The sequence below is a fragment of the Peribacillus sp. NPDC097264 genome (genome assembly GCF_050277925.1).
Classification (GTDB): domain Bacteria; phylum Bacillota; class Bacilli; order Bacillales; family DSM-1321; genus Peribacillus.
Genome location: NZ_JBNNSR010000014.1, coordinates 1 through 15459 on the forward strand (window position 1 = coordinate 1; position 15459 = coordinate 15459).

10 protein-coding genes and 3 riboswitches are annotated in these 15459 nt (G+C 41.4%); of the genes, 2 read left to right on the forward strand and 8 right to left on the reverse strand.

Going from position 1 to position 15459, the window contains the following annotated elements; all coding sequences use genetic code 11:
* Window positions 1-398: 398 nt before the first annotated feature.
* The 7 genes from ptsG to ACQKL0_RS18240 all read right to left on the reverse strand — a co-directional run bounded on the left by ptsG (window position 399) and on the right by ACQKL0_RS18240 (window position 11575).
* Complete coding sequence (ptsG, locus tag ACQKL0_RS18210) at window positions 399-2477, reverse strand: glucose-specific PTS transporter subunit IIBC (protein WP_427688996.1); 2079 nt, start codon at window positions 2475-2477, stop codon at window positions 399-401.
* Between the two features lie 208 nt (window positions 2478-2685).
* Entirely contained in the window at window positions 2686-3528 is an 843-nt protein-coding gene (glcT, locus tag ACQKL0_RS18215) for a glucose PTS transporter transcription antiterminator GlcT (RefSeq protein WP_427688998.1), read from the reverse strand.
* 131 nt (window positions 3529-3659) lie between these two features.
* The gene (locus ACQKL0_RS18220; protein WP_402875544.1) at window positions 3660-4991 is read right to left on the reverse strand and encodes an NCS2 family permease; all 1332 of its coding nucleotides are present in this window, start codon (window positions 4989-4991) and stop codon (window positions 3660-3662) included.
* Between the two features lie 108 nt (window positions 4992-5099).
* A riboswitch (purine riboswitch) is annotated at window positions 5100-5201 on the reverse strand.
* A 207-nt stretch (window positions 5202-5408) separates the two neighbouring features.
* Entirely contained in the window at window positions 5409-6965 is a 1557-nt protein-coding gene (gene guaA / locus ACQKL0_RS18225; RefSeq protein ID WP_402875551.1) for a glutamine-hydrolyzing GMP synthase, read from the reverse strand.
* A gap of 140 nt (window positions 6966-7105) precedes the next feature.
* Window positions 7106-7207: riboswitch (purine riboswitch) on the reverse strand.
* A gap of 27 nt (window positions 7208-7234) precedes the next feature.
* A complete protein-coding gene (locus ACQKL0_RS18230; protein WP_427689000.1) occupies window positions 7235-9442 on the reverse strand; it encodes a DUF4129 domain-containing transglutaminase family protein in 2208 nt (735 codons plus the stop codon).
* Window positions 9432-10619 (reverse strand): DUF58 domain-containing protein, encoded by a 1188-nt coding sequence (locus tag ACQKL0_RS18235; protein WP_427689002.1) that lies wholly within the window; start codon window positions 10617-10619, stop codon window positions 9432-9434. Before ACQKL0_RS18235 ends, ACQKL0_RS18230 begins: the two co-directional genes overlap by 11 nt.
* Window positions 10619-11575, reverse strand: coding sequence for an AAA family ATPase (locus tag ACQKL0_RS18240; RefSeq protein ID WP_402875538.1), 957 nt, complete (start codon window positions 11573-11575; stop codon window positions 10619-10621). Before ACQKL0_RS18240 ends, ACQKL0_RS18235 begins: the two co-directional genes overlap by 1 nt.
* Window positions 11576-11763: 188 nt before the next feature.
* Window positions 11764-11983: riboswitch (cobalamin riboswitch) on the forward strand.
* A gap of 162 nt (window positions 11984-12145) precedes the next feature.
* Here ACQKL0_RS18240 and ACQKL0_RS18245 point away from each other — a divergent pair.
* A complete protein-coding gene (locus ACQKL0_RS18245; RefSeq protein ID WP_427689004.1) occupies window positions 12146-12691 on the forward strand; it encodes a hypothetical protein in 546 nt (181 codons plus the stop codon).
* 3 nt (window positions 12692-12694) lie between these two features.
* Window positions 12695-13645 carry an ABC transporter substrate-binding protein gene (locus tag ACQKL0_RS18250; RefSeq protein ID WP_427689006.1) on the forward strand — a complete coding sequence of 317 codons (951 nt, stop codon included), beginning with the start codon at window positions 12695-12697 and terminating at the stop codon, window positions 13643-13645.
* Between the two features lie 138 nt (window positions 13646-13783).
* Here ACQKL0_RS18250 and ACQKL0_RS18255 read toward each other — a convergent pair whose 3' ends face one another.
* Window positions 13784-15178, reverse strand: a complete 1395-nt coding sequence (locus ACQKL0_RS18255) for a VWA domain-containing protein (RefSeq protein ID WP_427689008.1) — start codon at window positions 15176-15178, stop codon at window positions 13784-13786.
* Window positions 15179-15459 lie beyond the last annotated feature (281 nt).

The window sequence follows — 15459 nt, forward strand, 5'->3', positions numbered from 1 at the left end:
AAATGTTTGACTTGCTCATTTTGCTTTTTTATAGTGTGTGCTCACTCAAAATTTACGTTGGCGCTTTGTTTTGTTCAGTTTTCAAAGAGCAATTTGTTTGCCGCTATCTTAGCGACTTTATTATCTTAACACCTTTCAACCAACTTGTCAACAAGTTTCGAATGTTTCTTTTCTCGTTATGATGTCGTGTTTCGGTGTAGTTAATATAATATCACCAGTAGAAATACAAGTCAATTAAAATTGTGATATTTCTTTGTTTTTTTAAATCCTATCTATAGAGTACAACTTCCACTATTATACCCACTTTATCCTTTCTGCTTCAAAGACATGTCGTTAACATAAATCTATAAATAGAAGCAGGGGGCAACTTCAATAGTCACCCCCTGCTTCTATAACGCTTATTTATTAAAAGAAATAATGTTTGCTTCTTTAATATCGACTTTTCCACTCTTTTCTATCTTAACGCTTTCCCCTTCAGCGAGGTTCGTAAAGACAATCGGAGTAATAATAGAAGTCGCATTATTTTTAACATAGTCAATATCTACTTTAAGTAGTGGTTGGCCGATTTTCACCTTGTCATCTTGAGCGACGAGCGCTTCAAACCCTTTACCTTCTAATTTAACTGTATCGATTCCGACGTGAATCAGTACTTCTCGCCCTGTTTCCGAAACGATACCAATGGCGTGTTTAGTTGGAAAGAGATTGACAATCGTCCCGTCAACCGGAGAAACAACCAGACCATCCTCCGGCACAATAGCAAAGCCATCGCCCATCATTTTTTCAGCAAATACTGGATCAGGCACTTCAGTAATCGGCTTGATTTCTCCTTTAATAGGAGAAACGAATTTTTCAGAGTCAGAAGACCCTTCCGTCCGTAATGGTTTCGGAATCACATCTTCTATTTGATTTTCTACGCCTTTTTCTGGTGAGGCTTCAACCCTACTAGGTCTTTTCCCATCCATGATATCTTTCATTTGCCCTTTAATCGTTTCGGAACGTGGGCCAAAGATGGCTTGGATATTGTTACCGACTTCAAGCACTCCTGCCGCACCGAGTTTCTTCAATCTATTTTTATCAACTTCTTTAATATCATTGACCGACACACGAAGGCGCGTGATACAAGCATCTAAATGCGCGATGTTTTCTTTTCCACCCATCGCTTCCAAAATATCTCCAGGAAGATTACCTGATTTCTTGGAAGATACTCCAACTTGGTCATCATCATCTTCTTCTACCTCGCGACCAGGAGTTTTCAAGTTGAATTTCCTGATTGCAAATCGGAATCCGAAATAATAGATAAGCGCAAACACTAAACCAACCGGAATGACAATCCAAGCATTTGTTTGCGGATTGATTAACCCGAATAATGTATAGTCGATTAAACCTCCTGAGAAGGTCATCCCAATTTTCACATCAAGCAAATGCATCGTCATGAATGATAGACCTGCAAACACACAGTGAATAGCGAAAAGAATCGGCGCTACAAACAAGAATGAGAATTCAATCGGCTCTGTTATACCTGTCAAGAAAGCTGTAAGAGCAGCCGATGCCATTAAACCACCGACAATTTTCTTACGTTCTGGACGAGCTTCATGATAGATGGCCAACGCCGCTGCCGGTAACCCGAACATCATGAATGGATATTTTCCTGTCATGAACGTACCAGCCGTTAAATTCTCCACTCCATCTTTGATTTGTGCCATAAAGATTGCTTGGTCACCCCTGATAGGTTCACCCGACGAATCGATGTAGCTACCAAATTCAAACCAGAATGGTGAATAGAAGATATGATGCAAACCAAACGGAATTAACGCCCGTTCCACTACCCCAAAGACAAATGCACTAAGCGTCAAATTAGCTCCAAGCATGTTTTCTGAAAAGGCATTTAAACCAGATTGAATGGTCGGCCAAATTACAATCATGACCAGTCCCAAAACTACCGCGCTTACCGCTGTAATAATAGGTACGAAACGTTTACCCGCAAAGAACCCTAAATACGAAGGCATTTCAATTTCATAGAACTTATTATACAAAATGGCAGCCATGACCCCGACGATGATTCCGCCGAATACTCCCGTACCTAACGTAGGTATTCCAAGGACATTGCTGTAAACGGCACTATTATTCTTGATATCATTCAAATCAATTCCTAAGACCGTCCCCATCGTTACATTCATGATCAGGAATCCGATGATCGCTGCCAAACCAGCAACCCCATCTCCACCTGCCAGTCCAATCGCTACACCTACCGCAAATAATAGCGGAAGATTTCCAAAAATAATATTCCCAGCGTTTTCCATGACGGACGCTACCATTTCCACTCCGCCATTTTCTAAAAACGGAGCGATATCCAAGAGGGCAGGGTTTTGTAAAGCATTACCCAGTGCGAGTAAAATACCGGCAGCAGGCAAGATTGCTACAGGAAGCATTAAAGATTTCCCGATTTTTTGCAAGATACCAAACAACTTCTTAAACATTAGGTTTCCTCCTCATTTTGTTTTCACACTAATAAAACGGTTACATTTCATTAAACTGCTAATACACTTCTAAGCTGTTTTGTATGCAAAAAAGGCATAAGTAAAGGTAGGACCGAAAAAGAACATGTGGGTATAGATTACCCTGTTCCACTCTCAATCATTCTCCTTACTTATGCCTGATCGAATCAGTAACACGTAGGTTAATGTTTTATTTAATTTTATTTTGCAATCGTTGAATATGCATCGTTAAGTAGACAGCTTCCGCATCACAAACCGGTTTGCCTAATTTCTGTTGCATAATTTTTATTAGTTTCCAAGACAAATTGTAGCATACAGGATATTCTTCTTTCAATAGCAAAGTGATTTTTTCAGGTTCATCCACCGTTTCCCCTGCCAATACGCGATCGATCATAAACCTTAAATGACGAATCAGCCGCGAATAATCGATGCTTTCTTTATTTATCTCAACGTTCAACTGCTCTTCTATAATGGAAATCAGTTGAAAAATCAGCTGGGAATACTGATTGACGTCAGATAAATCCTTATTTGCTATGGCACTATGGATATGAAGCGTGATGAAGCCAATCTCTCCATGAGGCAGTCCTACCCCGGTCTTATCTTGAATGAGGTCAACAACCTCGACTGCGATATTATGCTCAAAAGGATAGAGGGTGATCGTCTCTTTTAAAAATGGGTTTTTTATGGTCATCCCTTGGGAAACCCGTTGAAGGGCGAATAGTAAATGATCCGTTAAACCCACATGTATATGCTCATTAAGTTTTCCAGGGACCCTTTTGTTTATCAAATGAATGGATTCAATTATGGCCGCTTGAAGATTTTGATCGATTTTCGGCAATAACTTCTTGTAGTTTTCCTGTTCCTTCTCACTTTTCAAAACAAACGTTTTCTCTGCGAGTTCCGGACTTAGTTCATCGCCTTTTTTTCGATTAAATCCCAGGCCCTTTCCAATAGAAACGACCTCACCATATGATGGGTGATTAGCAATTACAACATTATTGTTCAATACCTTTTCAACGATAAAACCGCTCATTTTTTTCCCTCTTTTTTGAAAGAATTATCCCATCCATTACAAAACATTTATATCTATACTATACACGTAAAGTCCTTCTTCTTACAACACGAGAAAAGAGGCCTATAATCGGCCTCTTTTCTCGTGTTGTTTCACTTTAAAAATATGAAGTATAGAAGGAAGACCACTCCAAGTCCCCACATGATTGGGTGAACTTCTTTCGCTCTCCCTTTCATTGTCATCGTAATGGGATAAAAGATAAATCCACAGGCAATCCCTGTTGCAATCGAATATGTCATGGGCATCATGATAACTGTGAAGAAGGCAGGCACTGCTACTTCAAATTTATGCCAGTCAATGTTTTTAAGCGATGAGGCCATTAGTACACCTACAATGACTAAAGCTGGTGCAGTTACCGCTGACGTCACGACGGAAAGTAGCGGGAAAAAGAAAAGAGATAGGACGAACAGTAAACCTGTAACCACTGCGGCAAAACCGCTACGAGCACCGGCAGCGACACCCGCTGTCGACTCCACATAAGATGTCGTCGTCGATGTACCAAGGATGGCACCTGAGACAATGGATAGAGAGTCAGCAAGCAACCCTTTTCCAACTCTCGGAAGAACATTATCCTTCATTAAACCTGCTTGTTGAGCGACAGCCACCAACGTACCGGCTGTATCGAAAAACGCTACGAACAAGAAGGTCAAAATCACGATCAGCATTTGACCAGTAAAGAGCTCACCAGGATTTCCGAAAGCATCGAACGCAACTCCGAATGTTGGTGCGATACTTGGAATCGCTCCAACGATTTTCTCCGGCACCGGCACTTGCCCAAAAATCATGCCAGCTATGGCAGTGATCACCATTCCGATGAATACACCGCTTTTCACGCCTTTGGTCATTAGAATGACGGTGACGATTATCCCGAATACCGCGAGCAATGTACTTCCGTTCGTTAAATCACCAAGTCCGACCAGTACACTATCATCATTCGTGATGATCCCTGCATTTTGAAACCCTACAAATGTTATAAATAGTCCAATACCAGCTCCGACCGCATATTTCAATTCGACTGGAATGGCATTAATGATTTTTTCCCGAATACCAGATAAGGATAGAAGGACAAATATGAGCCCTGAAATTAAAACACCGGTTAAAGCCGTTTGCCACGGGATTCCGAAACCGAGTACAACCGTAAAGGCAAAAAATGCATTCAATCCCATTCCTGGTGCAAGCGAGATTGGATACCTGGCTATGAGACCCATCAATATGGAACCAATTGCGGCAGCCAATGCCGTTGCGGCAAACACTGCTCCATAATCCATTCTCAATTCATCAGGGTAATCCTCTATGCCCTGTAACGTTAACATCACTGGATTCACAACCAGTATATAAGCCATTGAGAGGAATGTAGTTAAACCACCGAGTATTTCCCGACGATAGCTAGTACCCAGTTCATTAAAACGAAAGTAATTTTTCATAATGAGTCTCCCCTATCATAAGTTCGTATAACACAAAATGAAAATACCCCATTCGCTTCCGAACGGGGCTCAACTACTAATATGTAAAGAATGCGCGCGTGACCTACCCCACCCATTCATTCACATCGTAGTCAAGCTGTTAACGGCAGCTTGGTAGAAACTTTCGGGCCATATTCCCGATATTATACGACGATTATGTTCAATTTATTATTATAGGTATAGTGTACCAGCGCGTAAAACAGCCGTCAATATAAAAAGCGAATAATTTTAATTAAAAAATATGGAACGTTCGCCTTTTAGTTATCATTTCCATTTCACGAAGAATATCCACCCTCTATCATCCACAAATAAACCCAAAAAGATAAATACCATAAAAAAACCAGCGAAGGTAAAACCCTCACTGGTTCGATGTATATACTATTCCCACTCAATCGTTGCAGGTGGCTTGGACGTTATGTCATACACAACGCGGTTAACATGGTCCACTTCATTGACGATTCTTGTGGAGATGATTTCAAGTACTTCCCAAGGAATTCGAGCCCAGTCGGAAGTCATTCCATCAATTGATGTGACAGCACGGATACCGATTGTGTAATCATACGTACGGGCATCTCCCATTACCCCTACACTACGAATGTTAGGAAGGACTGTGAAGTATTGCCAAATTTCACGTTCTAAACCATTCTTCCTGATTTCCTCGCGTAAGATATAATCAGACTCACGGACGATTTCAAGCTTTTCATCTGAAATTTCACCTAATACACGAATTCCCAAACCAGGACCTGGGAACGGCTGACGCCAAACGATTTCATCAGGAATGCCCATTTCGCTTCCTAATGCCCGTACTTCGTCCTTGAACAAAGTATTCAATGGTTCAATCAATTTGAATTGCATATCTTCCGGTAGACCGCCGACATTATGATGTGATTTAATCGTTTGTGCCGTTGCTGTACCGCTTTCAATGATATCTGTGTAAAGCGTACCTTGTGCAAGGAAATCGATGCCTTCTAGTTTCGTTGCTTCGTCATCGAACACGTAGATGAACTCGTTACCGATGATTTTACGTTTCTGTTCCGGATCGGAAACGCCAGCAAGTTTCGATAAGAAACGTTCTTTTGCATCCACTTTAATGACGTTCATATTAAAGCCATCACTGAAAGTTTTCATAACACTTTCCGCTTCACCTTTACGAAGTAAGCCATGATCAACGAAGATACATGTTAGCTGATCGCCAATCGCTTTATGGATCAACACAGCCACTACGGATGAATCGACTCCACCGCTCAATGCGCAAAGTACTTTTTTATCGCCGACTGTTTGACGGATTTTTTCCATTTCAATTTCAACGAAATTTTCCATGGACCAGTCACCTTTACATCCACAAACTCCGAATACGAAGTTCTTCAGGATTTCATTGCCGTGTACGGAGTGACGTACTTCTGGATGGAATTGAACGGCATATAATTTACGTGACTCATCACTCATTGCCGAAATTGGACAAGACGGATTCGTTCCATCGACCGTGAAACCTTCAGGTGTTTCGACGACCAAGTCACCGTGGCTCATCCAGACGATTTGTTCTTTTGGAAGATCACTGAATAATTTAGATTCATTTTGAATCGTAAGAGTCGCTTTTCCATATTCACGGTTTTTGGCGCGTTCCACTTTTCCGCCAAAATGTTTTGTCATCAGCTGCATGCCATAACAAATTCCGAAAATTGGAAGACCTAAATCGAAAATACGCTCATCGCAGCCAAATGCACTTGCATCATATACACTGTTAGGGCCACCTGAAAAAATGATCCCTGTAGGATTCATTTCCTGTAGTTCCTCCACTGTAATGGTATGAGGATGAAGCTCACTGTACACACCGAATTCACGAATACGTCGCGTAATCAATTGATTATATTGGCTTCCGAAATCAAGTACAACAATCATTTCTTGGTTTTTCTGCAATTCTGTTTTCCCCGGCACAAACGTCACCTCTATCAATGTAATTCACCCAAAAACGGGTGATTTTTCATATAAAAAAATAGTATCATAAAAAAAGGAAAACTAAAAATCCACCCACAACGATATACGGAAAAAGTATATACGAAGGCAGATTTTCAGCTTTCCTGTAAATCTGCCTTCATAGTCAAATCATTTACGGTGATTCGGTAGAAACTTTCGATCCATATTATCGAGGATATATGAAGGACAGTATTAGTTTAAGTTATTGTATCAATATAATAAAAACATGGTCAAGAGCTAGTTTTTTTCATAAGCGTTTCCCAGTCACTGCGAAAGCGCTCCCACTCCTCTTCTTCTGGATCACCACGGTAGGTCATTACTTCGTATCGAGCTGTCATTTCCTGCATTAAATTCGTCTCATAAACCGCATCTACATAGGCTGCATATTCCCGCAAGGTTTGTCCATCAGGCCGCTCTAACCCTGCCCGGACCAACTGTTTCAATAATAATTGGTACGCCTGTATAAAGTATGGACCGGTTTTCTTTTTTAACCGAAGGATTTGTACAAAAGGAAGCCATTTCCTTCTATACAAATACCCTACGGCAAGAAGTAAAGCAATACATAAAATAATACCGGCACTCCACATTAATAAAGTATTTTGGCTTAAAAGGACACTTTTCTTAGTTGATCCAGGTTCATTTTCGGGTGTATCCGGGCGCTCTCTAGTCTGCGTCTCATCTTGCTCCACTAGTTTTTTGTCTTCCTGCTCGGTTTCCTCCGTATTTTCCGAATTCAAATCCGAATTGTAAAAATCCATTTGCCCATTGAATCCCTTCGTAGGCTCAAATGGTACCCATCCCAATCCTGAAAAATAAACCTCCACCCATGAATGGGCATTATTATTCGTCACTTTATAGGCGGATTCACCTTTATAAATTGATTTCTCCCCTTCCGTATATCCCTTTACCCATCTTGCCGGAATGTTGGCGGCACGTAATAAAATGACCATCGCCGTTGAATAATTATCGCAATACCCAATTTGGGTCTCGAACAAGAATTGATCCACATAATCCTGATTATCGCCTGGATACGGAATGTCTTCTTTAGAATAGCTGAATTCAGGACCGTCGAAGTGATTTTCTATCGCCTTTGCCTTATCGTACCAATTATCCTCATTCACCGTAAGTTCGTTGGCCAGTTCATAGATACGGGTTGGCAATCCCTCCGGAAGCTGTGTATTGCTTTCCATGAGGACATCCATCGTTTCATCCTGTTCCGTAACTTTCCGTAAGTCAGCCAGATCATAACTAGGCATTTCATAAACCAGTTCATATTCTTTCGTGGTAAGGGGCTTACTGCCTTCGTCTACTGAAATGTACTTGTCCATATTTGTATAATATTTAAACCAATCTCCGTTCTCAGCCTCTACCTTCTTCAGGTACCCTGATTGGGGATGAAGAAGGTGAGAGTAACTTTCCATCATGGTTACCCTTGTATTCATGTCTTCCGTTTTCAACACTTCAGGAATCTCAAATTCTTTTATATCCTTCAAATCCTGACCATTAGAGAAACTGATATAGTCTTCCATTCCCTCAACGGAAACCCATCCTTTTCCGGTATAGATATCTTTGTTCTCGACTTTCCAATAGTGTCCGGTATTGGCCGTATTATAAAAAATGACCGTATTGTCCGGCTCTATCGACCCACCAAGTGATGAATCATCTTCGTCGTACCCCACCCGTTTATCAACGGAGCTTTCATCACTTCCTGTCACCTTATCGGAATAAGAAACAATGAACGGTACAGGGTCCGGCCATTGTGACGCGAACTTCGGAGCAGTGAAACCAACGAGGACGCTTACTAACATCATCCCCGCTAGCATGATGGCCCATTTACTGAATGGACCTCCTGAAAACACCAATCTCTCTTGTATGGACAAGCGTAGCATGGCCAACACACCAAGCATCGAAAACCCGATGATGATGATCCTGATCATGGCCATATCCCCATCATATGGTGTGAATGTATCGAGAATCGATAGGAAAATGATCGTTAATATATAAAGTAAAAATATGTTTCGTCTCACCGTCACCCAGTAATGAATCAAGTATGTCACAAGCCAAAGAAGCACGAAAAACAACAGCGTTCTAAAGGGGTTGGAAAGCAGCTCCCACTTCCCCTCATACATATTCGAAACGTTAGCCGTTATATCCAGCAAATCACCAGTAAGCCATTTGAAGGTCAGGAAAGGATCTGACGAATACAAGAAATGGACCGCAATTAATATAAAGGCACTTACGAGGATGAAACGCACAAACCAGTGGATACCAAAATAGTGTAGGAGCAAGGAAAATAACACAAAGATAATGAAAATAAAGATATTTCCTGTATCCGTAAGCTTCTCTACGGGTCGTAACCATTCGGTAATCAATAGAAGACCAAATATATATAAGAGAACATGCATCCACCTTTCCGATTTGGTAGAATCAGCGTTCATTTGCCTTCACCTCGGTTCGTTCATTTTGAAGGTGACCCTGTTCAAAGAAGACCAGCTTTATTCCACGAGCCAACGCCACCGACTTCGCACGTATTTCCTCACCCGTGAAGTCTCCCTGACTTTTCACGCAAAATACAGTCATCGCTTTATTTCCGGTAAATGCATTCCAACCTTCTATCTTTTCCATCGTTAATTCGGACACAATGAATATTACAGAAGCGTTTGATGGTACAACTCCCTTGTTCTTCTTTCCATTCCAGACGCTTGTATGTGTGGCCCTTGATTTTGCAAAACGGTAAAAGAGTCTTCTCCTCTGTTTACTGCCTCCTTTAGCCGGTACGACCTCCATTGATCCCGTACTGGTTAACCCAACATCCATACCCTTCTTTATCAAGGCATGCACCAAAGAGGCCGCAAGTACGATAGCTTCTTCGAAGAAGGGAGAGGCGTACTCATCAAGCATAATAAATACATCGCGGTTTTTCTGCACTTCAAATTCCTTCGTCATGATTTCACTTGTTCGGGCCGTTGCCTTCCAATTTATCCAGGATAATTGATCACCCGGCTGATACTCCCTGATTCCGGACACGACCGAATGTTCCCGCTGTATTTTTTTCGTCGTACCAACTTGTCCTTGATCGAAGACATGCTCCAACTGTTTATAATTCAACTCCTGATAAGCCGGGAAAACGGTGAGTTTTAAAGGGGCATGCACTGTCGCTTCTTTTTCATAGAGTCCAAAGAAGTCCCCTATTTTGAAGCGAACCGATTGGATGACATGTTCTCCTCTTGGCAGATTCTCCAGGGTATATGTCAATTGGAAGGATTGCTTAAATCCTGGAAAAACCAATGTTTTCTTTTCCAGTTCCATCGGCAAATCCTCTTCTACCACCATATATAAAAGAGGCAGTCTGTTTTTCCGGGAGAATACCAATGTCATATCTACCGACTCTCCGGCCTGGCATTCGTGTTTACTAATTCTTCTCTCCACTTCAAAAGCCTGAAGTGGATAAAACAGCAGAATCATAGAGTACGCACCGAACGGCAAAAAGGTATAGAAAATGAACCAACTGATAAACCCGCCTTGAAACATCGCAAAACAAAAGGAAATGAGCATAAGTACTATGATCCCACAGACATTCCTGTTTTTCTTCAGTATGGTAAGCACATTCCGCATTAGGTCACGGCCCTCTTCACGGGTACCTGCGTCGTAGCCACTACCTCATGTATCACCATGTCAGCATTCACCCCCGAGTAATTCGCTTCCGGATTAAGGATTAGCCGATGGGTAAAAACGAACGGTACCAAATGCTGCACATCATCAGGTAAAACGTAATCCCTTCCCTTTAGGAGCGCATAGGCTTGGGCTGCCTTCATTAGGGCAATCGATCCACGTGGGCTCACCCCAAGATATACACTTTCATGCTTACGTGATTGATTGGCTAACTCGACGATATACGTCTTTATCGTATCATCCACGATCACGGCCTTTGCCTCTATCTGCAAATCTATCAGTTCCTCTAACGAAATCACGGATTCCAATTCTTCAATCGGAGCCGTATATTGGGCCCGATGCAACACTTCTATCTCTTCTGCCACTTCCGGATACCCCATCTTCATTTTCAATAAAAAACGATCTAGCTGTGCTTCTGGAAGTGGGTATGTGCCTTCGTAATCAATTGGATTTTGAGTGGCCATGACGAAAAACGGTTGTTCCAGTTTCCTTGTCACACCATCCACCGTCACGCTTGCCTCTTCCATTCCTTCAAGTAGGGCGGATTGCGTTTTCGGTGATGTCCGATTAATTTCATCGGCCAAAATGATATGGCCCATGATTGGCCCCGGTCTAAAGATGAACTCTTGTTCCTTCGGATTGAAAATCGATACCCCCGTTACATCGGACGGTAGCAAGTCAGGCGTGAATTGAATCCGTTTGAAATCCGCCCCGATGGACTTCGCTAGCGCCCTGACCAAGACGGTCTTCCCCACGCCCGGGACATCTTCCAATAAGACATGTCCACCAGAAAGGAGCGCCACAAGACTTAGTTCTGCTATATCTCTTTTTCCAATAATGACCTTTTCAATGTTTTCCAAAATCATATCCAGTTTCTGATTCACTTGTTTATAAACCATTCTCTACCTCCCATGATTATGTAAATCACTCATGCTTAACCCTTATTTATTCGACACCCATTTTACATTAACCTCCAATTTATCCTTACAAAGTGAGTTTACTAGAATAATACCCCTATAAAAGAGATTTCTTGAAATTTTTTCACTATTTAAGTAATTAATTATGATAGACTGGTACTAAGTGAATATAAACCTTGCAGAAAATAGGTGCTGACTTGTCAGCTTAATAGGGAATTCGGTGTAAAACCGAAGCTGTTTCCGCAACTGTAAGTGCTAATGAAATAAGAAATATGCCACTGTTTGTGAATGAATCCGCACGCACGATACCATTCATTCAATCCAAATGGGAAGGTTCTTAGAGTAAAATGATGCACGAGCCAGGAGACCTGCCTTTTTTTTATCGTATTTTGCTCTTCGGAAGTTAGGAGGATTGTACGGCAATCTTCCATCTTTTTTTCCGTTCGAGATACATAGATGATTGTTTGCCGACCAATACCTTTGGTCGGCTTTTTCTTTTGCGCCGAAAAGCAATACGAAGGTCATTCACATTATTAAAAAGGAGGAAAAATTATGGCAAAGAAGGATGCCCGCTTTTTATGCTACCCATTTATGCGCGAATCAGTTTCAAGCGTTGATTATGAAATTCGCACCGATTCATTGACGACTCAAATGGGACTGGCAGCGTCGTTCACGAAAGAGATTCCTGAAGTCTACAGGGATTTAATGGAACTGTTGCCGATGGCTTATCATTTAAATGGTTCTGCCCGGGGGAAATTGGCCATAACCGAAGACGGTCTAAACCGCCTAAGTGAAATCTATGACTATTATGTCGCGGAAGTGGAAGAACGCATCGAAACATTTGTGCTACCCCAAGGATCGACGGCAGCCTGTATTTTGCATACTTGCCGTAGTGAAGCCAAGAAATCCGTCCGTACCTTGCATAAAGTCAGTACGGAAAAAGATGTGCCCGCGATACTTTTTGATTATGCTCATTTGCTTGCCAATGTTCTATTCGTGATGGCTGTCTATGTCAATAAACAACTGGGTCGCGAAGAGATTCCCTTTATCAGCAAATCTTATCCAACCAAAACGATGAAAAAGAAAATGGAGGAATAAAACATGATAAGAACAGTAAGATCCAGTTGGATTGCCCTTCTGATGGTCGCCCTTTTCCTTACAGGATGTGCCTCGAATGATGATCAGAAATCGCTAGAGAAAAAAGATCCTGCAACAACTGAAGAAGTCAAATCCTATACCGTCACTGATGATAGCGGAAAAGAAATCACATTTGATAAGGTTCCGGAAACGGTCATTTCACTTCAACCCAGTAATACGGAGATTTTATATGCCCTTGGTGTAGGGAATAAGGTGATTGGAGCGACGGATTTCGATAACTATCCTGAGGAAGCTAAAGATGTCGAGCGTGTCTCTGATTCGATGACGATCAATTCCGAAAAAATCATCTCTTTGAAACCGGATGTTATCATTGCCTATACAATAGGCGATGAAGCAGCATTAAAGCCGCTTGAAGATGCGGGAATCCCCATTTTCATTATTAAATCAGCAGTGACCTTTGATGATGTATATAGTGATATTGATCAAATTGCCAAAGTCATGGGCGTAACGGACAAAGGGGAAGACCTAGTCAAAAACATAAAAAAACAAATCAAAGATGTTGAAGAAAAGGTGGCAAGTGTCGATTCTAAAGAAAAAACATATTTCGAAATCAGCCCTTCTCCGGAAATCTATACAGCGGGAGCTGAAACCTTCCAACAAGAGATCTTGGCGTCTGCCGGTATCGAAAATATCTTTGCCGACCAAAAGGGCTGGGCGAAAATAGCAGATGAAGAAGTCGTCAAGCGCAACCCGGATGCCATCATTACAACCGTAGGCTATGTGGACAATGCTGTGGATGAAATCAAATCTCGTAAAGGTTGGAAAGATGTCAGCGCCGTGAAGGAAGACCAAGTATATCAGCTTAACGAAGACGTCATGTCACGTCCCGGACCGCGTATCGGAGAAGCCGTAGAACTAACTGCAAAGACCATATATCCGCAATTATTCAAATAAAGACACACTCAAAAGGGGTAATTACGCCGAAATCGTATATATAATAAAAGGCGGAAACGTTGATTTAACAACATTTCTGCCTTTTATTTTGTGCATGAATCCTCTTGAAAGAGGGCTATTAGACAGCCCCTTTGATTATTAATCTTTATATTTCTCTTTCATTTCTTCTTCTTTCTTTTTAATTGATTCTTTTAAACCCTCCCCTTCATTTTTCACTGTCGTGTTCAATTCTTCATATTTTTCGTCATAATACTCTTTTATTATTTCACGGCGTTGTTTGACTAAACTGCGAGCTTCCTCCCAAGTCTCATAATTTATTTGTTTCTTATCCTTTAAATAACTCGTAGCCTCATACATGCGATTGCTTTCATCAGAGGAAAGCCTAGAAAAACTGTTTTTTTCATCAAGTAAAGACGATGTCTTCTTATTTTGTTCATCCCGAACGGTACTCCAATTTTCATTGCCCCAATTCCACCATTGGTTCCACAGATCTCTACGCTCTTCATCCCACATCTTATTGAAATCATCGGCATTATTGACCATTTCGAATTTCCCTCCGCCAGCTTCAGCAACTTCACGTAATTGTTTTTGCCCCTCACTATCCATATCGAACCCTATGATGTTAATCACTGGTTCAATATTGGAATCATGCAAGTCTTTAGCTGCTTTCACTGGATCACCGTCGCAGGTTTCAATTCCATCGCTGACGACATAAATGATATTTTGACCTTCTGAACCCGCTTTTTCAAAATCTTTCTTTGTTTCCGAAATGGTCTTGGCAATCGGTGTCCATCCTGTCGGTTTAAATTTATCTAAAGCTTTCCTGAAGTCCCCTTTATTATATGGGGCCAAACCATAAACCACTTCCGTACTATCACAGGATATCTTCTTATCTTTATCATCGTTGCTTCCTTTATGCCCATAGACACGGAGCATGACATTTGCCTCTTCCGGAAGGGAAGCTACAAATTCATTAATCGCTTTTTTCGCCAGCTCCATTTTTGTTTTCCCGCCTACTTTTTGGTTCATGCTTCCACTAGCGTCAAGCAAAATTGCAATATTCACGTCGATTCCCAATTCACCACTGCCGTCGATGGTGATTCCACCTGGCATCTCTGTTACCGCCGTTTCAATGGAAGGGTCGAATGCTTCGAAAAACTGATACTTTTCTTTGTAGTTTGCACCTTCGCCCATTAGTTTTAATAAGCTCTGATAAACTTCGAAGCTATCCTTTTCCTGAAAGTCCTGATTGTCTAATGCTCTATGTATAATGGCTTTATTGTATTTATTCCCTGTGTACTTCCCAGGGTTTTCTTTAGTCCTTTCTTCAACGGTGGTAGCAATCTCGAAATCTTCTTCCAGCTCTTCATCTTCTTCTGAACGCCCTTTTTTTTCGGTATTCTCACCACGTACTTCTTCCTTTTCTTCTCCGTTCATCTTTTCATCTTTCGTATTACAACCAGAAAGAGCAAGCAAAACGAAGAGAGTGGCCAGACATATCATCCCTAGCTTCCACTGTTTTTTCTCCACCATCGCACCTCCAATTTTACATTTTTATCCACAACATCCATTACCCTATTTTTTCATTAAAAAACCCATTCTCTTTTAACACTAAAAATCTTTTGCTTCTATCCAACTTCGGTTCTTTCCCCATACATATGCTAAAATGAATTATCACATTTTGACGATTCGAGGTAATGAATATGTATAAAAAATTCTTTATATGGGTCTTTACCATAGCCCTTCTTTTAGGTCTCCTGATCACCCTTTCAAAATAAGGAAAAAGAAAAACCCGACTCCTAAATCTGGAGTCG

Excerpts from the sequence above, each read along its gene's own strand:
- ACQKL0_RS18220 (WP_402875544.1), bottom strand. The coding sequence starts at position 4,991 with ATGAAAAATTACTTTCGTTTTAATGAACTGGGTACTAGCTATCGTCGG.
- ACQKL0_RS18240 (WP_402875538.1), bottom strand. The coding sequence starts at position 11,575 with ATGGTTTATAAACAAGTGAATCAGAAACTGGATATGATTTTGGAAAAC.
- ACQKL0_RS18235 (WP_427689002.1), bottom strand. The coding sequence starts at position 10,619 with ATGCGGAATGTGCTTACCATACTGAAGAAAAACAGGAATGTCTGTGGG.
- glcT (WP_427688998.1), bottom strand. The coding sequence starts at position 3,528 with ATGAGCGGTTTTATCGTTGAAAAGGTATTGAACAATAATGTTGTAATT.
- ptsG (WP_427688996.1), bottom strand. The coding sequence starts at position 2,477 with ATGTTTAAGAAGTTGTTTGGTATCTTGCAAAAAATCGGGAAATCTTTA.
- ACQKL0_RS18245 (WP_427689004.1), top strand. The coding sequence starts at position 12,146 with ATGGCAAAGAAGGATGCCCGCTTTTTATGCTACCCATTTATGCGCGAA.
- ACQKL0_RS18250 (WP_427689006.1), top strand. The coding sequence starts at position 12,695 with ATGATAAGAACAGTAAGATCCAGTTGGATTGCCCTTCTGATGGTCGCC.
- ACQKL0_RS18230 (WP_427689000.1), bottom strand. The coding sequence starts at position 9,442 with ATGAACGCTGATTCTACCAAATCGGAAAGGTGGATGCATGTTCTCTTA.
- ACQKL0_RS18255 (WP_427689008.1), bottom strand. The coding sequence starts at position 15,178 with ATGGTGGAGAAAAAACAGTGGAAGCTAGGGATGATATGTCTGGCCACT.